Source organism: Marinomonas sp. S3726 (genome assembly GCF_000967665.1).
Lineage (GTDB): Bacteria > Pseudomonadota > Gammaproteobacteria > Pseudomonadales > Marinomonadaceae > Marinomonas.
This window is the reverse complement of sequence record NZ_JXYC01000004.1, coordinates 167,117-186,237: the sequence shown is the minus strand read 5'-3', so window position 1 is coordinate 186,237 and position 19,121 is coordinate 167,117. Positions and strand designations below refer to the sequence as shown.

The window sequence follows — 19,121 nt, the reverse complement described above, 5'->3', positions numbered from 1 at the left end:
CCCCGCTTACTTAGGTAAACGGGGCTTTTTTATATCTATAAATTGCCTTGAGCTAGAGTAAGCCCCACAGGGTATTAAAGATAATTTGCTGAGCCATGGCGATGTCTTTTGACTCGAGTACAACAGCTGATGGGAAGTTATCACTGGCTAAAGAGATAATGGCACACTTAGGTGGATAGATAGCAATATAGCTGGCATCAACAGCACCTTCTGTACGTATCCATTTACGTTCAGACAATTCTGCATCCTCACCACCATCTCCAATCGCAATAACATTTACCTTGATGCCTAGCTTAATTCTTTGTTTAGTAAAGTTAGGAAAAGGGCGGTACAAAAAAGGACGAATAGGTTTAGAAGAAAATACACAATACTCTTTCTCTTTGTTTTCTTGCTCTGAAACCACATTAAGAATATCCCTTAGTACCCATTCAATCCCTTCATCACCTTCATAATATCGTACATTGGTTTGGTGGTAATCCGGTTGCATTTGATGCAAGTTGGGGATGATTGAATGCTTTAAGGAGTCTATTGCTTTATCAAGGTTTGTTCGCTTTTCTTCAGCGAGTTTTAAGAGAATCTCAGGATTTTCAGCACTAAAAAAGCGGCGTTTTCCTTTTGGGAAGTAGCTCACAACGCCTTTAGCTTGTAATTGCTTTAATGATTCATAGGCTGAGCCACGGTTAATACCACTCTTATCTGCGATATCTCTGATAGAAGCAGGCCCGAGCTGTAATAAGGTTTGATATAACAGGGTTTCTCTAGGGCTTAAGCCTAATTGATCAAAAGCTTGCTGAATCATATTTACTCATCTTCCATAAAGCTAAAAGCTCGCTGTGATTGCGCGGCAAAATTGCGTAAAATTCCATTTTAAGCAAGTTAGCAATAAGTTGCGATCCTATTGTCGAGATAAGTGTTTAGTTTGGGGTTGGTTTGTGAGCGTGGAACAAAGGTTTGGTGGTATTAGGCGTTTATATGGTGTGAATGCTTATCAGTATTTTGCTCAAGCACATGTTTGTGTTGTTGGTATTGGCGGTGTTGGTACTTGGGCTGCTGAAGCATTAGCAAGATCCGGCATAGGCCGAATTACACTCATAGATATGGATGATGTTTGTATCACCAATGTGAATCGTCAAATACATGCCCTAGATGGCAATATTGGCGCTGCTAAAGTCGATGCAATGTCACAAAGGATCAAGCTGATTAACCCTGATTGCCAAGTTGATGTGATAGAAGACTTCGTTACCCCTGATAGCGTCCAGGAGCACCTAGGGCGTGATTATGACTATGTGATAGATGCTATAGACAGTATTAAGCCTAAGGCCGCTATGGTTGCCTGGTGCAAGCGTAACAAGGTTAAACTTATTACTGTTGGTGGTGCTGGTGGGCAGATCGATCCGACTCAAGTGCAAATTGCTGATCTTGCGAGAACGGAGCAAGACCCTCTTGCGGCCAAACTAAGAAACTTCTTACGCCGTCATTATAATTTTACTCGTAATACCAAACGACGTTTTGATATTGAGTGTGTCTATTCCACTGAGCAGCTAAGATACCCCGCCACAGACGGCAGTGTCAGTACGGATAGAAGCAAGGCTCAAACAGGTGAAAAAATGGATTGTGACTCAGGCTTTGGTGCTTGTACCATGGTCACCGCAACCTTTGGTTTTGTTGCTGCTAGTCGAGTATTAGAGAAGCTGGCAAAACAAGCGGATGAACTTGCACGACAAAGTTAATGCTAATTATTGTGTTAGTTCTTTTATTCTCGTAATGATGGCGAGAATGCCATTGTTACGGGAGCTGGTGAGATAGGCTTCTAAGTTTAAATCATTAAGCTGAGATAGAAGATCAAGTTGTTGAATTTGTTCGGAATTTAATTCTTCTACATAAGCTAAAAGAATGGCTAAAAATCCACGTATGAGCTTGGCATCACTGTCTGCCTGAAAGTGCCAAAGACCCGTCTCTTTATCTTTTTCTGCCGTTAGCCAAACCTGACTTTCGCAACCTGTAACCGCATTACTATTAGATTTTAAATTTGTATCTAAACGAACTAATGTTTTGCTTATTTTGACTAATGCTCTAAAGCTCTCTTCCTTAGATTGGCATTGATTAAATGTATCTTTTATTTCGTTTGTATTCACTTTAAAGTCCAAAATTCTTTATATATCAATTTACTAAGTCTTAATCAGCCAATAAATCTATGGCATCCAAAAGAGTCGCGACAAAGTGATCCGCATCTCTTTCATTGTTATAACATGCAAAAGAAGCCCTTAAGGTACCACTTACGCCGAGTTGCGCCATTAATGGATGGGCACAATGGCTACCAGAGCGAATGCCTACCCCTTTACTGTCTAAAAAGGCGTTCAGGTCCGTCACGTTAATATTTTTAACGGAGAATGAAACAAGGGTGCTGTTAGAGGGTGAATAGACTTTAATGTCAGCCTCATTCATTAAAATTCGTCTGACACGATTGGCTAAGCTAATCTCCCAATCCAATATGGCCTGTCTATCTTGTTGCATCAGAAATTCACAAGCAGAAGCGAGCCCTATTACACCTTCAATATGAGGCGTACCGGCTTCTAGACGATAGGGCAGTTGGTTAAATTCAGTTTCGAGCAAGCTTACTTTTAATACCATCTCACCTCCTGTTTGCAGAGGTGTCAGTTTTTCTAGTGCTGTGGTTTTGCCATACAGCACACCAATGCCAGTCGGTGCGTACATTTTATGGCCTGAGAAAACGTAAAAGTCACAATCTAGTTGGGCCACATTTATAGGGTAATGAGCAACAGCTTGGGCACCATCAATTAAGGTTAGTGCGCCGACTCTTTTCGCTTCTTGAATGAGTTGCTCTAAGGGAAGTTTTACGCCGATAGCATTGGAGATTTGAGTACAGGCTAGTATTTTGGTTTTATCGCTAAAATAGTGGGCATATTCAGCTTCCCACTCGGCATCTGAGGTAAAAGGAATTGAACGTAGTATCGCCCCAGTTCTAAGTGCAAGTTGCTGCCAAGGGACCAGATTCGCGTGGTGCTCTAAACTAGAGATAAGGATTTCATCACCCGCTTTTAATTGTGATTCTAAGCCATAAGCGACCTGATTAATGGCTTCGGTAGCGCCTTTGCACCAGATCACATGGCTGTTTTCAGGTGCTTGTATGAAATCAGCTACTGTCTGTCTTGCCTGCTCAAAAGCATTAGTCGCTTTATCGCTTAAAAAGTGAGAACCACGATGCACATTAGCATTACTGGTTTGATAATAATTTATGATGGCATTTAGCACAGGCTCTGGCTTTTGCGTAGTCGCGGCGTTATCTAAATAAACCAAGGGGTGGCCATGGGCTAATTGAGACAGAATAGGGAACTGCTGACGTATGCTGATTGGGTCAAATGGCATCATGATGAATGAAAAGCTGTCCTTAACAAAACAAAAGCTGAGATAAAATTGTAACCTAGTTTGAATCTATCTGGCGCTATCTAATTTGTCTCTAAAGGTTTAAATAGAAATATTGCTTGATTCCAGCAGGCATTACTTGGTTTTTCCTAGTCTTTTAGATACAGTTTTATTAAATAATATTTTAAAAGGTACAAAGCCGTGGCTGAATTTCTTTATCAAGGACTAGTGGATTGGTTTCAAGATCAGGTAGAGCAAGGTAAGTTAACGGCTGGCGATAAGATGCCATCCTTGAGAAAATTGGCAAAAGAGCAGGGAATGAGCCTGAATACAGTAATTCATGGGTATGAGTTACTAAGCCAGCAGGGTTGGATCGAGTCTCGCCCTAAATCTGGTTATTTCGTTTGCCACCAAAGCCAGGTTCGTCCCGCTATTATGTTAGCTGCGGATCATCCACATTACTTAAATAATAAAGATGCGATCTCGTTAGAAGAGCAGGTGAGTTATCAGAAAGCGCTGATTTGTCAGACTAGCGAGCTTTTAGAGCAAGATATCTTCTCTCTTAACCCTCACAATTTAAGTGCTCATCATCCTCAGGGTGAAACGCCAGTTCGTCAGGCGCTAAGCCATTATCTAGAGCAGCTTGGTGTTCAAACCAAGTTAGATCAACTTTGGTTAGCGAATAACCCAAGCCAGTTACTGATTCAAAGTCTGCAATCGCTTACTCAAGTGGGCGACAAGGTACTTATTCTGACTCCATGTGATTATAGATTAAGGAATACAGTCCAAGCCCTAGGTCGTGAGGCCGTGTGCCTAAATTCAGGGGAAAGAGGAGTAGACCTTGATGTGGTTGATAAAATCATCGAACAAGATGAGATTAAATTACTGCTCTTCCCTAGCCAGTTTTCTTTTCCAGCAGGGCAAGCAATCAGTAACCTTAGCTTACGACGCTGGTATGCGCTGATTGAGAAGCACGAATTGCCCAGTATCGAATGGGATTTATGCTCACATTTGCCGAATAGACCACAAGCTGTTATGAGCTTAAAATCATTAGATCAAACGGGTTTGGTTGTATACATAGGTGGGTTTGAAGGTCTACATAATGCTTTGACGAGTATTGCCTGGTTACAGGTAGGGCGTTATGAGAAACCATTAGCCCAAGCTTTGTCTGTGGCTGGTTTATGCCCTGGAGAAGACTTACAGCTGGCCTTGATCCCTTTGTTAAGCCAATCTCCTGTAAAAGCTTTTGCCGCCATGTCTCGGGCCATTTGGGCCAATGCTGAGAAAATGAAATCAGCCTTAGAGAGGTTAAAACCTGGGCATTTATCTGCTGTTATTAATAAAGGCGGATATAGCTTATGGGTACGCAGTAATAGCCCAATAACAGCTAGTCAGTGGCAGGCATATCGTGCGGCCCATTTACATGGCTTGATACCAGGTAATTTACTGAGTCTTGCTGAAGATGCCCAACATTGGTTTGCAGTAAACCTAAGCTTACATCAAACTCAGGCTAGCCTAGATTGGTTAGAAAAAGAATGCTTTACCAGCAAAGAAAAGCCTAAGAAAGAAGTGAGTACTCACAATAGTGACGCTAGCACAGAATCGACTAGCACGAATAAAGAGCGAGAAAATAGCCCTGATGAGCCGGTTTATAACCCTATGCTAGATCTAATTAACCACGACTTCGGTTAATCCATTTGAGCTGGCAGGCATTAATGCTTGCCAGCTATTGGCTTCAAGCTTTGATGGCGATGCTCAAAAGGATCAATCGTTATTCCAGCTAACTCATCTAAAATCCATTTTTCAAATGCTTTAATACGTTCAATGCGAGGCGAAAACGCCTGATAGTTCATGTAAAAAGTGAGGCTTTTACTAAAAGGGAATTGCGGCAAAATATGTACAAGTTCACCTGATTCTAGGTCATCTTGGATCATTATTTCTGGACAAATAAACACGCCGTGGCCAGCTTTTACGGCGCTGATTCCCATATACCAAGAGCCCACTTCTGCCCAAAGCTTTTGTTTCACATTGGTATCAATGCCATATTCTGTAAAAAAAGCAGACCATGAGAACTCAGCTTCGTCAGCTTGTATTAACCAGCACCTTAGTAAGTCGTCAATACTCTTAAATTTAATACTCTCAACGAGGGATTTTGAGGCAACTAAGACGAGGTTCGTTTCCAGCAGCTTTATTTGCTGACAATCTTTTTGAGAGTCAATTTCTGTTGTAATGTCGATATCGGCATTACCGGCTCTTAAATCTTCTCTGTAGTCACAACAAAGCAATCTAGCCGTAATCTCATCATGCATAGCGGTAAAGCGCCAAAGCTTAGGCATCACCCAGCTAGAAGCAAAACTCTGTGGGCAAATGACACTGAGGTTACCTGCAAAAGGCTCGGCTTTGACTCTGTCTAGTCCTTTTCCTATTAGCTCAAAAGCATCGCCTAAATAGTCTGCAAGAATATGACCTTGAGTGGTGAGCTGCATATCACGGCCAGCGCGATAAAATAATTTATTACCTAGATGTTCTTCTAAGAGGCGTATCTGTTGGCTCACAGCAGCTTGGGAGACGAAAAGTTCTTGGGCTGCCTTGGTATAACTTAAGGTTTTGCTGGCGACAGCAAAGTAATGAATGGCTTTTAAATGTGTGACTCTAGTATCCATAACTGAGCATCCATAAGTTTATCTTATTATTGACGTTAGTTTTTAGCGTTCGTGTATTACGCCTCTCTTAGGCATGATTAAAAGCCTAAACACAAGGAGATGCAAGCATGTACCCATTATTGATAAGTTTATTAGACGTTATTAAAAAAGCCTTTAAAGCCATTTTGAAAAACCTAGCTAAACACAATAATAACAACGATTTAAGTAGAGGAAATATATCTAAGAGAGAGTTTGATCAGCTGACAAACTTATCTAGTCATTTGCAAAAAGACATTGGCTTACCGCCTTATACGAGCCGCTCGAATAAAGGGGATTTATATTAATATGACTTTAAAAAAAGATAATAAGCAAAAATGTATTGACTAAAACTCACTAGAATATCTAATGAGTTTTAGCTTTTAAAGAAAGTATTAGACGCTTTTTAATTGCGTTAAGGCTGCAAGAATATCTGTTAGCATTTGGTCCGCATTAAGATAGTCTAATGGAATTTGAATCATCTGATTTGCCATGACCAAGGCAATGGATGGAAAAGAATTAAGCCCTAATTGACGCGCTATTTGAGCTTCCTGTTCGAGTACCTCTGCTTTTTTACAGTGTTCCATGGCTTTTAAAAAGCCGTCTTCCTTTAATCCAATTTTAGCTGCACATTGCGCTAAAGTATCTAGATCGGACGGGTTTTGTGCGTTGAGATAATAGGCTTGTTGTATTTGCGCTGACATCTCTTTTTCTAGATTTTGATCTCTTGCTACTAGGCAAGCTCGGCAAGCAGGGTAGGTGGAGCGTCTAGGTTGGCAATCTTGCCAAAAGTTATGATTAAACTGAGTGCCTAATTGGTTTTCGATCTGCTTCCAAACACCAGCTAGCTTGGTTTGCATAGGTAAGGGCATAGGTGCATTTGAATCAACAGCTAATCCACCTAACATTGGTTGGATTTGAATCTCTCCACTTTCAATATAGGGGGAAAGTGCTAATTGCAATGCTTTCCAAGTCGGTTGAAAGCCCCAACACCAACTACACATTGGGTCATAACAATAAATCAAAGTAGCAGACATAGGTGAGAGTCCTTAGGTTCTTAACTAAATTAGATAAGGCAGAATAATGCTTAATGCCTACCTAGAACAAGTGAGAAATTTATTGATGTGCAAAAAAAAGCAGCCCTTATAAAAGGACTGCTTTTAAGACGCTTTAATCGTTTTAGTTAGTTGTTCTGAACAACGGTACTAATTGCATCGCATAAAGGCTTAATATTCTCGTGAGTGATGCCAGCAACATTGATACGGCCTGAACCGACAATATAAATGGCAAACTCTTGTCTTAAACGGCTGACTTGATCGGGTGTTAAGCCTGAAAAAGAGAACATACCTTGTTGACGAGAGATGAAAGAGAAGTCTTGATCTACGCCGTTAGCTCTTAAAGTGCTAACAAATAGGCTACGCATCTCATGAATACGCTTACGCATACTTTCAAGCTCCATCTCCCATAAGCTACGCAGCGCTGGATCAGATAGAATTTCTGTCACAATCGCTGCACCGTGAGCGGGTGGATTGGAGTAATTTGTTCGTATGGTACGCTGTAACTGAGTAAAAGCGGCATCCACTTGTTCTGTGGTATCACAAACAAGCGTAATGGCGCCAACACGCTCATTGTACAAACCAAAGTTTTTAGAAAATGAGCTCGCAATTAGCATTTCTGGTACTTGCTGAGTAAAGGTTCTCAAGCCCTTCGCATCTTCTTCTAAACCTATGCCAAAACCTTGATAGGCAAAATCAAACAAAGGTAAGAAACCTTGTTTGCTGCAAAGGTTCGCTAATTGCTGCCATTGTTCTGTTGTTGGGTCTATGCCGGTTGGGTTGTGACAGCAGCCATGGAAAAGAACCACATCGCCTTCAGGGATTTGAGACAAGCTTGCAAGCATGGCTTCAAAATCTAGACTTTTATTCACGGCATCATAGTAGGCGTAGCTAGCCACTTCTAAACCGACAGATTGAAAAACGGCTTGATGGTTTGCCCAGGTTGGGTTGCTTACCCAAACGGTCGCATTGGGAATATGCTTTTTAATAAATTCAGCAGCAACACGAAGTGCGCCCGTTCCGCCAGGTGTATGGGCGGTGTGAGCTAGTTTTTTGGTAATAATTGGATGGTCTTGGCCGAATAAAAGGCCTTGTACTGCTTCACGGTATTGAGATGTTCCTTCAATACTTAAATAACTTTTACTGGTTTCACTGGATAATAATCTTTCTTCTGCTTGTTTAACGGCTTGCAGAATAGGTGTTTTACCTTGCTCATCTTTATATACACCAACCCCTAAATTGATTTTGTTAGGGCTAGTTTCATTAGCAAAAGACTCGTTTAAACCAAGAATAGGATCTGCTGGCGCAGCTTGAATGTTTTCAAACATGGTGACTCCCCAAAAGGGTTACTCGCTCTATTATAATTATTAATTGCGTGCTATTTAATTAGCGCTTTAAAAAACCTAGCTATGTTACTCCAACAGGTCTAGCACCGCTAGCAAATGTCTGCAGTGAATGGAAAGCGTATGTAAACGTAAGTGAATTGAATGTTTTTTTAGGGCGGAAAAGGCACCTTGCTGGGAAAAACAGCAATAGAAGGAAATGATGTTTCTATTTGTTACCTTATTATGGCTAAGGTAATTAAGATCACATCAAAAAGTGAGCGTCAGCCGTTATTAACTTGGCTTTTTTCGCTTGTCTGAGCGAAATTAGTTAATATCCCATCCATTTGAAATGGAATCAGATAAGCTTTTTTGCTCTCGATAAGCTTCAATACCACGACGCGCTTTTAACATACGTACGCCGTCTTCTTTTTGTAGCTTCTCGTTTTTCTCATTATCAAAACTGATAGATGCGTGTAAAAGTTCTGTTTTTAGTTCACTTAACTCGGTAGCTAGTTTGTTCATCGTTTTTTCCTTTGATGTATTTCAATGACAATGAAATGCATAGATCACTGTCATCGACAGGTGAAAAAAGTCAAAATAGAGGTCAACAAGTTACAACACATAAAAAACCGTAAAATCGATCAAAAATCAACCACTATGGTAGTTTTTTTATGTGACAGAAAGATTAAATCAATTTTTAGCCACTTAATTAGCAAGGCGGAACCTGCTCAATGGATGTTTCTTTTATTCTTGATTCTTTAAATGATAAGCAACGAGAAGCTGTTGCTGCTCCCTTGCAAAATACCTTGATACTTGCCGGCGCTGGTAGCGGTAAAACACGTGTTCTAGTGCATAGAATCGCTTGGTTAATGCATGCCTATGAAGTTTCACCATTTAGCATAATGGCGGTAACTTTTACCAATAAAGCCGCTAAAGAGATGCAGGCGAGGATAGAGCAACTGGTTGGTGTTCCTCCTCAAGGTATGTGGGTGGGCACCTTCCACGGTTTAGCACATCGTTTGTTGCGTGCCCATTGGCGTGATGCAGGACTAAAAGAAAATTTCCAGATCATGGATAGCGACGATCAGTTACGTATGGTTAAACGTATCATGCGAGAACAAAATATTGATGAAACCCGCTGGCCTCCAAAGCAAGTTTGCTGGTTCATTAATGCTCAAAAAGATGAGGGCAGACGTGCCGCTCATGTTCCTGATAGCCATGATCCTTTCTCTAAAGGGATGCGTGAACTCTATTACACCTATGAAGAAGCCTGTGAGCGTAATGGTACTTTAGACTTTGGTGAGCTTTTATTACGTGCGCACGAGCTTTTGTTAGGCAATCCGGCGTTATTACGCCATTACCAAGAGCGCTTTGTACATGTGCTGGTGGACGAATTTCAAGATACCAACAGCATCCAATATGCTTGGCTACGAATTCTTGTGGGTGATAAAGGCTCAATTACGGCGGTGGGTGATGATGACCAATCCATTTATGGCTGGCGCGGGGCAAAAATAGAAAACATACAGAACTTCACTAAGCACTTTAATGAGGTGCAGACGATTCGTTTGGAGCAAAACTATCGCTCTACGGGCCACATTCTAAAAGCCGCTAATGGCCTGATTAAGAATAATGACGATCGTCTAGGAAAGGAGCTTTGGACCGAAAGCCCAGAAGGGGAAAAGATTTCCCTTTACGCTGGTTTTAATGAACAAGATGAAGCCAGATTTATTCTAAGTATCATTAAAAAATGGCGCGATGACGGATCAAGTTTAAGAGATATGGCTATCTTGTATCGCTCCAATGCTCAATCACGAGTATTAGAGGAGTGTTTGGTAAGAGAGCAAATGGCTTATCGTATTTATGGTGGCCATCGATTCTATGACAGATTAGAGATAAAGAATGCCTTGGCTTACGCCAGACTAGCGATAGATGCTAATGATGATGGTGCCATGGAGCGAGTGATTAATGTTCCTCCTAGGGGCATTGGTGAGCGAAGCATAGGCACAATTCGTGAACTAGCCCGAGACCAAGGCTGTTCTATGTGGCAAGCCGCCTCTGAAATTGTGCGACAAAAACTGCTTCCTGCCAGAGCAACCAATGCCATTGCTGCTTTTCTTGGTTTGGTTGATGGCATGACGAATAGTGTACAAAGCAATGACCTAGGCCTAGGTGAAGTATTTGAGCAGCTAATCCAAGAAGCTGGCTTGATTGCCTTCCATGAAAAAGAGAAGGGTGAGAAAGGAGAGGCTAGAGTCGAAAACTTAAAAGAGCTGGTTAGTGCTGCCAGTGGTTTTAGCTGGACTCAAACCGAAGCCGAAGAGCAAGAATATAGCTCCCCTATGATGGCCTTCTTAGACCAAGCGGTACTTGATGCAGGTGAAGCACAAGCAGATGAATATCAAGATGCTATTCAATTGATGACCTTACACTCAGCGAAAGGTCTTGAGTTCCCGCTTGTTTTCTTGACGGGTGTAGAGGAGAACTTGTTCCCAAGCCGTATGTCTTTTGAAGAGCCTGGACGCTTAGAGGAAGAAAGGCGCTTATGTTACGTGGGAATAACACGTGCAATGGAGAAGCTCTATATTACCTATGCTGAATCACGCCGTTTGCATGGTAGTGAGTCTTTTAATAGTCCATCACGCTTTATCAATGAAATTCCAAGTGACTGCTTAGAAGAGGTACGCCTAAGATCACAAGTGTCTCGACCTGTCTCGACTCAAAGACCTAACTTTGCTCGCCCTAACAACTCAGTGCTAGATGGTTATCAAGTGCCTGAAACCAATATCAGCATGGGCGATAGAGTGACTCACCCTGTTTTTGGTGAAGGTTTGGTGATCAATTATGAAGGACAGGGGCCTCAAGCGAGAGTGCAAGTAAACTTTGATGATGAAGGCACAAAATGGCTCGTCTTAGCTTTTGCTAAATTACAAACACTATAAATTTGAATAATGTTAAAAAAATCAGTTGAGACAATGAGCTAGTGCGCCTAGTATTTGTTTTATTAGTTTTGTTTAGATGGGCAAAGCTGACTTTTTAGACCTTATCAATAGGCTGATAAAAGCAATATAAATAACAATAAAAGCTGAGGAATCAAAATGTTTACAGCAAAAAGTTTTGGAAAGTGGGCGGTTGCAGGGTTAGCAGCCGCAACCTTAGTCGCTTGTGGCGGTGGTGAAAAAGCTGAAGAGCAAGCGAAGGTTGAAACTAAAGCCGAAGTGATCAACTGGAAAATGGTAACTACCTGGCCGAAAAACTTCCCTGGTTTGGGTACAGGTGCAGAGAAACTAGCAAAAAACATTACAGAGATGTCCGGTGGACGTCTGAATGTAAAAGTTTATGCAGCGGGTGAGTTAGTACCGCCACTAGAAGTCTTTGATGCTGTATCTCGTGGTACCGCCGAAATGGGCCACGGTGCGTCTTATTACTGGAAAGGTAAAGCGCCAGCGGCACAATTCTTTGCTGCGGTTCCTTTTGGATTAACTGCACAAGAAATCAATGCTTGGGTTAGTCATGGCGGCGGTATGGCTCTGTGGGAAGAAGTATATGCTCCATTTAATCTAGTCCCTATGGCAGCAGGTAATACTGGTGTTCAAATGGGTGGTTGGTTTAACAAAGAAATTAACTCTATTAATGACTTCCAAGGCCTGAAAATGCGTATTCCTGGCCTAGGTGGTGAAGTACTTAAAAAAGTAGGTGGTACACCGGTTAACTTGCCTGGTGGCGAAATCTTTACTGCTTTACAAACAGGTACGATTGATGCGACAGAGTGGGTTGGTCCATATAACGACCTAGCATTTGGTCTTTATAAAGCAGCTAAATTCTACTACTACCCAGGTTGGCATGAGCCAGGTACAACGCTTGAAGCTATGGTTAACAAAACAGCATTTGATGCATTACCAGCAGATCTTAAGTTGATTGTTAAAGCGGCTGGCCGTCAGGCTAACCAAGATATGCTTGATGAGTTTACGGCTTTGAACAATGACGCTCTAGAGACTCTAGTTAATGATCATAATGTTCAACTTAAGCCTTTCCCGAAAGAAGTACTCGCACAATTGCGTTCCGCTTCTGATGAGACTTTGAAAGAAGTGGCGGCAGGTGATGAAATGAGTAAGAAAGTATACGACTCTTTCATGGACTTCCGTTCTAAAGTGAGTAAATGGCATGCCGTGTCTGAACGTGCTTATATCAATGCTCGTGACGCTGACTAGTTAAATCACTTTATTAGTAAGTACAAAAAAGGCTTCAAAGTTAAACTTTGAAGCCTTTTTTAATGCCGTTAAACAGGGGTTAATCTGTTTTACTGCCTAATTCTAGAAGTGTTGCATTACCACCAACTGCGGTCGTATTGGTACTAATGGTTTGCTCCGTAGTGAATTGGTGAATAAAGCTTGGTTTAGCCTGATTTGAGTAATTGATGAAATCAGTTTCACTTACTAGCTGACATAAAAGGCCTTCTTTATTCGCAAGTGTCTGTTTTATTTCAATCAAGTTCTTATCATCCGTTAGTGCACAAACACCAGCGAGTCGTATGTCTTGTAAGTTCTCTTGATGCTCTGCTTGGTTTGCTTCCTGTAAGACACCTTCAGGTAAATAAGCATCTAAACTCGCTAGAAGAGTCTGACCCATTTCACCATGATGAATTACACTGTTTCCTGCAACTAAGGCGGCATAAACCTGGCCTACAACAGCTGTAAATAGTTGCTCTCTTTGAGCTGACAAGTCTGTAATAAGGCTGACAAATACACCACGACCTTGGTTTGAAAGTAGGTTACTTTCTCCTGTAGGCCCTGGCATTAGCTGCTTAGCGGCAATTTGAGCTAGTGCATTATTAATCTGCCACTGAGCCATTTTTCTTGCATCACCTGTTAAGGTATTAAGGCTGTTTGTTAGCTTTTCAGCGCGTTGCTCAGTACCTAGTTGGTTCCATAGTGGAAACGCCTGCATTGCCTTATCTATTTGTGTTTTATTAGCATTCATAATATCTGTACCTAAATTCTTTTACCTGTATTGGCTGCTTATAAATAAAGTGTGGCGCCACACTTTATTTCATAAAGGCCGCTAAATAATGAGGTCCGCCCGCTTTTGGTCCTGTGCCTGATAGGCCTTGACCACCGAACGGTTGAACACCTACAACGGCACCAATTTGATCTCGGTTAATATAAAGGTTACCTACACGCGCAAGCTCAGCAATGCGTTGGCAGGTGGTTTCATTACGGCTATGAACACCCATGGTGAGGCCAAAACCTGAGTTATTGATCTCTTCAATCATATTCTCCAACTCGCTAGCTTGGTAGCGTACCAAGTGCAGAATAGGGCCGAATTGCTCATCACCTAATTGATTAATGCTGCTTAGCTCAAACGCAGTTGGTGCAATAAAGGTACCTTGATCGCATGCTTCTGGTAGCTTTGTTTGACCAATTAACTTCGCTTCTTTTTTCATGGTTTCAATGTGCGCAGCAAGCTTGTTCTGAGCTGTTTTATCAATCACAGGGCCAAGGTCTGTACTGTGGAACTGAGGGTCAGCAACCACTAGCTCTTGCATCGCACCTTGTAGCATGGTGATAACACGGTCAGCGATATCTGCTTGTACAAAGAGTACACGCAGAGCTGAGCAGCGTTGACCTGCTGAAGCAAAGGCTGAATTAACCGCATCTCTTACAACTTGCTCTGGCAATGCTGTGGAGTCAACTATCATGGCATTCTGTCCACCTGTCTCAGCAATGAGAGGAACAGGGTCGACACCACGAGCAGATAGCGCACGGTTAATACGTTGTGCTGTTCCTGTGGAGCCGGTAAAAGCAAGACCAGCAATACGCTTGTCAGAGGTAATTGCATTACCCACAGTTGCGCCATCACCCGGCAATAGATGAATAACGTCGGCGGGAATGCCTGCTTCTAACAATAGCTCTACCGCACGCATGGCAATTAAGCAGGTTTGCTCTGCAGGTTTAGCAACAACCGTATTACCGACAACCAGTGCGGCAGTTACTTGGCCAAGGAAGATAGCCAATGGGAAGTTCCAAGGGCTAATACAAGCAAATACACCTCTGGCTTCAAATGTTTGCTGCTGTTGCTTGCCTCTAAAGTCAGTATAAGGCTTAGCTTGGGCTAGATTATCTTGGCTGAAGCAAGCGTAGTAACGACAGAAGTCTACCGCTTCTCTTACTTCATCAATGCTGTCTTGTATGGTTTTACCTGCTTCCTTGTGGCAAATTGCAACAAACTCAGCCAGATTTTGCTCTAACAAGTCAGCCATCTTTAAAAGGCAAGCAGCACGTTCAGACATAGGTCTTGCTGACCAACTTGGGAAAGCGTCTTGTGCTTTGCTGATAGCAAGGCTTACTTGATCTGCGTCTGCCCAGTTTAGTTCACCCACTATCTGACTTTGCTTGTATGGGCTACGAACTAGATGCTGTATGTCTGTCGCTAGTTTTTCACCAGAAACTAATGGGCCTGCTTGCCAAGTGTTTTGCATAAAGCTTTGCACTTCTTTTTCAAATGGCTGCCATTGAGAGCTGATGTCGATATTTGGGCTAAAAGAGTTTTGGCGCTCTTCGAACATATCAATTGGTAGCTTGATATAAGGATTAGCCAGTGTTTTACGGCTTAACAGGGTTTCAACAGGGTGATGAGTTAACTCTTCGACTGGGCATTTAGCATCCACCAGCCTATGTACGAAAGAGCTATTCGCGCCATTTTCAAGCAAGCGACGAACTAGGTAAGGAAGTAGGTCTTTATGGCTACCAACAGGCGCATAAATACGTACATTCACAGATTGATCTTTGATTACGCGGTTATAAAGCGCATCACCCATACCATGTAGGCGTTGGAATTCGAACTCAGCTGTACTTGCACCTGTATTGCCTGCAATCGCATTAATCGCTGCAATTGTATGAGCATTATGTGTTGCAAACTGAGGGAAGATCCACTGCCTTGCATGCTGGCTTAATAGGTAATGGGCGCAGGCAAGGTAAGACGTATCTGTTGATTCTTTACGTGTATAAACAGGGTAACCATCAAAACCTTTTTGTTGACACAGTTTGATTTCAGCATCCCAGTAAGCACCTTTTACCAAGCGTACAGGGATCTGATCTCCTTGCTCTGCTGCAATGGCTGTTAACCAAGTTAGAACCGGAAGAGCGCGTTTAGAGTAAGCCTGAATGACTAAACCAAATAAGCCCCAGCCTTTACAAACAGGGTCTTGGTAAAGCTTTGCAAAGAGCGTCAAAGACATTTCTAGGCGATCAGCTTCTTCGGCATCGATAGTAATACCGACATTTTTCGCTCTAGCTTTGATAATAAGATTTTTTACACTTTCAAATAGCTCAGACATTACTCGAGCTTCTTGCGCAACTTCGTATCTTGGGTGAAGAGCAGATAACTTGATTGAGATAGTTGGGTTTGCTGCGCTACCTTTATAAGTGTCTTTTGCCACGCTATCAATTGCGCGCATGTAAGCATCAAGGTATTTATCAGCATCCTGTTGTGTCAGCGCTGCTTCACCTAACATATCGAATGAATAGCTATAACCTTTATCACGATAGCTTTTACCGCGAGAAAGAGCTTCTTTGATAGAGCGGCCTAGAACGAATTGGTGCCCCATGATTTTCATTGCTTGATACATGGCTTTTCGAATAACAGGTTCGGATAAGCGGTTTACCAAGCGATTCATCAGATTAGCGGGAGTGCCATCTTCTTTTTCACTCATGCCAACAACTTTACCTGTTAGCATCAAGCCCCAAGTTGAAGCGTTTACAAAAAATGAATCAGAATTTTTTAAGTGGCTATTCCAGTCCGCAGCGCTCAGTCTGTCACGGATAAAAGCATCGGCTGTTTCGCCATCAGGCACACGCATCAAGGCTTCTGCTAGACACATTAGAAGAATGCCTTCTTTGGTATCTAGGCTGTATTCTAATAACAATGAATCAATCATGCTGCTGGCTTCATCATCAGCACGTACGGCTTGAATAAGCGCTGTTGCATTGTTCGTGGTTGCTTCAAGCGTTTCTTTAGAAGGCTTAGCAAGAGGCAGTAGCTGAGTTAACCAGCTCGCTTCATCCACATTGTATAAGGGAGAGATCAGTTCCCATAACTGGGCAGGTTTTTGCTTGATGAAAGAAGAATCAAGCACATCAATTGCGTTAAACATAAGTAAGCTCCATACCCAAGTGGGGAGATAGAATACAAGCGCTCGCTGTTTTGATTTTAGAACAATATCGACAAATCAAACTGTGTTAGCGAGTTGCTAATGTGACATTTTGCTTACTGTATGATGACTTTTAATTTCAGTCTTATTGAATGCTCGCCTAATTTTACAAAAAACTCTGGGCGAACGAGGGAAGTTTAAGTGAGGTAAAGCTTTTGAAAGCGAACTGGGCTTATCCCTAATTCTTGAGAGAAAAGTGTGGTCATTGCGCTTTGGCTGGAAAAACCACAAAGGCTTGCCGCTTGAGAGGCTGAGTAGCCATTGGCTAATAAAAATTGGGCATGCTTGAGGCGCTTTTGCTGTACATATTGATGGGGAGTTAGGCCCATTTTCTCTTTAAACCTTTGATGAAATTGACTCACACTTAAGAAACAAAACTGAGCTAATTCTTGCATCTGAATTCGGCGAGAAAGGTTGTTATCTATATATTGATCCAACTTATCTATGTCTAATCGACGGCCAGCTGTTGTCGGCGTGACTATGTCTGTTTCGGTAAGTTGGTGGCGTATTGCACTAAGCAATGTGTTACCACAGGCTCTGGCAAGTAGCTTGTCATCAGGGTGCTGTTCTAACTCGCTGCTTAAGCTGGTGGCCAATAGTTTTAATCTAGCATTAAGCTGGAAAAAGCTTGCCTGATCAAACATGCGTGAAACCAACTCGTACTCTTCTTGGGTAATGGCCTGTTGAGGAGGGATAGGTAAGTTCACTACCATGATGCGGTTTTCACCTAAACCTGCAAAAGCATGGCCTTCACTTGAAGGTACGACACAACCACCGCCAGGGGCGAGTTGTTTGCCCTGTCCCTGAATGTCAAAATCCGTGTCGCCATCAAGCACTATGACCAACTGATGATACTCATGGTCATGGGTGTGTGCCTGAATGGGCAAGGATAGTACATCAGAGGGCGTTAACACATTTCTCTCCGCCATTTAGTATAGATAAAATCAGTTTATACAATGGCGGCTAGAATAGGTAAAGACTTGTTGTCTTTTGTTTAGATAAAAGCTTTTCTAGAAGGTTAGAAAGCGTCCAACCTAGAGACTTCTTCTAAATAAGAAACTTTATAAGGTTCAACAAGATAACCATTAAACTTCTCAAGTTCAGGGCTTTCGGAAATCATTCGAACATATTCTTTATGATCATCAACAGAATCCCAGTTTTCTATCTCAAAAACTTTGTTGGCTCTATCAGGAGTAGTAAAGATGGCCACATTTTTGGCACCAGCTTGAATCATACTCGCTTGGTGGGACTGGAGAAGGTCAATAAATTCATTTACTAAAGGTGGCTTAACTTTAAAGCTTACAACGACTGTCACACTCATATAAGGCTCCTTTCAAAGTGCATTATTAAGTTAGGCTAGCAAATAAGTTTGGGCTGAAATAGCGTATTAGTAAAGTTTCTATTTCATATAGTGAGCCTAGTTTCATTTTAAAAATATGGCCATTAAAACAAGGTATTAATGACCATAAAGTTGAAACCCTTCTCGATAGAAGAGAGTTTAATTCGCTAAAGTGACAACTAGGTTACCTAATGCACCTGCTTTTAAAACATCCTCATGGGCTAGGCCAAGTTCATCCAAAGAATAGGTTTTACGAACGACAGGTGTAAGTAAGCCTGAACTTAGTAGCGGGTAAAGTGACTGACCAATTTGCTTAAGGGCAGGTGTTTTTACATTAGCAAGGGCAACCCCAACAACAGCGGCATCACGAGCCATGAGGTCTCTTGGATTAATTTCGACAGTACCTCTGTTACCGATAACCGCAACACAGCCACCGTGGGCTAGGGCTTTTAAGTCCTGATCCAAGTTTTGGTCTGCAAGCATCTCGATAATGACATCAAAGCCATTTTCTAGGTTTTGAAAAGGGACAAGGTGGTCTGCATCTTTGTGATTAATCACATGATGAGCCCCTTGCTCCTTAAGAAGCGCTTCACCGGCTTCTGAGCCTGCACTAGCCACAACTTCTAAGCCTGCCGCTAAAGCAAGTTGTACGGCAGCAATACCAACAGCGCCTGTACCACCATGAATCAATACTTTTTGGCCTGCTTGAGCATGCGCTCGGCCGAATAAAGCTCTATGGGCTGTGGTGTAAGGTACGCCCAAGCAAGCGCCTTGTTCAAAGCTAATGTTATCAGGTAGCGGAAACGCCTTTTCAGCCAAGCATGAAGCGAATTCAGCAGATGATCCTGATAAACAACGACTAAAGTAGATACGATCGCCGACTTTAAACTCAGTCACATCGTCAGCCACTTCGACCACAGTACCTGCACCATCGTTCCCTGGTGTATGAGGGAAGCTGGCTTGGTAGTTGTTAGTACCAGAACGAATATAAGTATCGACTGGATTGATACCTGCCGCGCCTATTTCTACTAATAGCTGACCTGCTGCAATGACAGGTTTTTGAGCTTCAACCACAGCCAAATCGGATGCTGGGCCATAATCTTGTATTTGAACCGCTTTCATAGGATGTCCTCT

General features: G+C 42.2%; 17 protein-coding genes. 5 read left to right on the top strand and 12 right to left on the bottom strand.

Annotated elements, in window-relative coordinates; genetic code table 11:
- Window positions 1–52: 52 nt before the first annotated feature.
- Complete coding sequence (locus TW85_RS02015) at window positions 53–799, bottom strand: helix-turn-helix domain-containing protein (RefSeq protein WP_046015412.1); 747 nt, start codon at window positions 797–799, stop codon at window positions 53–55.
- 133 nt (window positions 800–932) lie between these two features.
- Between TW85_RS02015 and tcdA the strand changes: the two genes are divergently transcribed.
- The gene (gene tcdA, locus TW85_RS02010; RefSeq protein WP_046015411.1) at window positions 933–1,730 is read left to right on the top strand and encodes a tRNA cyclic N6-threonylcarbamoyladenosine(37) synthase TcdA; all 798 of its coding nucleotides are present in this window, start codon (window positions 933–935) and stop codon (window positions 1,728–1,730) included.
- 6 nt (window positions 1,731–1,736) lie between these two features.
- Here tcdA and TW85_RS02005 read toward each other — a convergent pair whose 3' ends face one another.
- Together TW85_RS02005 and TW85_RS02000 are read right to left on the bottom strand one after the other, a co-directional pair.
- Window positions 1,737–2,135 (bottom strand): SufE family protein, encoded by a 399-nt coding sequence (locus TW85_RS02005; protein ID WP_046015410.1) that lies wholly within the window; start codon window positions 2,133–2,135, stop codon window positions 1,737–1,739.
- A gap of 40 nt (window positions 2,136–2,175) precedes the next feature.
- Window positions 2,176–3,390 (bottom strand): SufS family cysteine desulfurase, encoded by a 1,215-nt coding sequence (locus TW85_RS02000; RefSeq protein WP_046015409.1) that lies wholly within the window; start codon window positions 3,388–3,390, stop codon window positions 2,176–2,178.
- A gap of 195 nt (window positions 3,391–3,585) precedes the next feature.
- Here TW85_RS02000 and TW85_RS01995 point away from each other — a divergent pair, with 195 nt between their 5' ends.
- A complete protein-coding gene (locus tag TW85_RS01995) occupies window positions 3,586–5,076 on the top strand; it encodes a PLP-dependent aminotransferase family protein (protein WP_046015408.1) in 1,491 nt (496 codons plus the stop codon).
- 20 nt (window positions 5,077–5,096) lie between these two features.
- On the opposite strand, the gene TW85_RS01990 is transcribed toward TW85_RS01995, so the two are convergent.
- The gene (locus TW85_RS01990) at window positions 5,097–6,047 is read right to left on the bottom strand and encodes a LysR substrate-binding domain-containing protein (protein ID WP_046015407.1); all 951 of its coding nucleotides are present in this window, start codon (window positions 6,045–6,047) and stop codon (window positions 5,097–5,099) included.
- 107 nt (window positions 6,048–6,154) lie between these two features.
- Between TW85_RS01990 and TW85_RS01985 the strand changes: the two genes are divergently transcribed.
- A complete protein-coding gene (locus TW85_RS01985) occupies window positions 6,155–6,370 on the top strand; it encodes a hypothetical protein (RefSeq protein ID WP_046015406.1) in 216 nt (71 codons plus the stop codon).
- Window positions 6,371–6,457: 87 nt separating this feature from the next.
- Here the strand turns inward: TW85_RS01985 and TW85_RS01980 are convergent, their stop codons facing one another.
- From TW85_RS01980 to TW85_RS01970, 3 genes are all read right to left on the bottom strand, one after another.
- Window positions 6,458–7,099 carry a DsbA family protein gene (locus TW85_RS01980; RefSeq protein ID WP_046015405.1) on the bottom strand — a complete coding sequence of 214 codons (642 nt, stop codon included), beginning with the start codon at window positions 7,097–7,099 and terminating at the stop codon, window positions 6,458–6,460.
- A gap of 146 nt (window positions 7,100–7,245) precedes the next feature.
- Window positions 7,246–8,445: an amino acid aminotransferase gene (locus TW85_RS01975; RefSeq protein ID WP_046015404.1), complete on the bottom strand. Its 1,200-nt coding sequence runs from the start codon at window positions 8,443–8,445 to the stop codon at window positions 7,246–7,248.
- A 321-nt stretch (window positions 8,446–8,766) separates the two neighbouring features.
- On the bottom strand, window positions 8,767–8,964 hold the full coding sequence (locus tag TW85_RS01970) for a hypothetical protein (RefSeq protein ID WP_046015403.1): 198 nt from the start codon (window positions 8,962–8,964) through the stop codon (window positions 8,767–8,769).
- A 209-nt stretch (window positions 8,965–9,173) separates the two neighbouring features.
- Between TW85_RS01970 and uvrD the strand changes: the two genes are divergently transcribed.
- Together uvrD and dctP are read left to right on the top strand one after the other, a co-directional pair.
- A complete protein-coding gene (gene uvrD, locus TW85_RS01965) occupies window positions 9,174–11,381 on the top strand; it encodes a DNA helicase II (RefSeq protein ID WP_046015402.1) in 2,208 nt (735 codons plus the stop codon).
- A gap of 156 nt (window positions 11,382–11,537) precedes the next feature.
- Entirely contained in the window at window positions 11,538–12,650 is a 1,113-nt protein-coding gene (gene dctP / locus TW85_RS01960; RefSeq protein ID WP_046015401.1) for a TRAP transporter substrate-binding protein DctP, read from the top strand.
- A 79-nt stretch (window positions 12,651–12,729) separates the two neighbouring features.
- Here dctP and TW85_RS01955 read toward each other — a convergent pair whose 3' ends face one another.
- The 5 genes from TW85_RS01955 to TW85_RS01935 all read right to left on the bottom strand — a co-directional run bounded on the left by TW85_RS01955 (window position 12,730) and on the right by TW85_RS01935 (window position 19,109).
- Window positions 12,730–13,419 carry a hypothetical protein gene (locus TW85_RS01955; protein ID WP_046015400.1) on the bottom strand — a complete coding sequence of 230 codons (690 nt, stop codon included), beginning with the start codon at window positions 13,417–13,419 and terminating at the stop codon, window positions 12,730–12,732.
- A 64-nt stretch (window positions 13,420–13,483) separates the two neighbouring features.
- On the bottom strand, window positions 13,484–16,591 hold the full coding sequence (gene putA / locus TW85_RS01950) for a bifunctional proline dehydrogenase/L-glutamate gamma-semialdehyde dehydrogenase PutA (protein ID WP_046015399.1): 3,108 nt from the start codon (window positions 16,589–16,591) through the stop codon (window positions 13,484–13,486).
- A 194-nt stretch (window positions 16,592–16,785) separates the two neighbouring features.
- Entirely contained in the window at window positions 16,786–17,562 is a 777-nt protein-coding gene (locus TW85_RS01945; protein ID WP_231870376.1) for an AraC family transcriptional regulator, read from the bottom strand.
- A 104-nt stretch (window positions 17,563–17,666) separates the two neighbouring features.
- Window positions 17,667–17,969: an antibiotic biosynthesis monooxygenase gene (locus TW85_RS01940; protein WP_046015397.1), complete on the bottom strand. Its 303-nt coding sequence runs from the start codon at window positions 17,967–17,969 to the stop codon at window positions 17,667–17,669.
- Window positions 17,970–18,146: 177 nt separating this feature from the next.
- Window positions 18,147–19,109, bottom strand: a complete 963-nt coding sequence (locus tag TW85_RS01935) for an NADPH:quinone reductase (RefSeq protein WP_046015396.1) — start codon at window positions 19,107–19,109, stop codon at window positions 18,147–18,149.
- Window positions 19,110–19,121 lie beyond the last annotated feature (12 nt).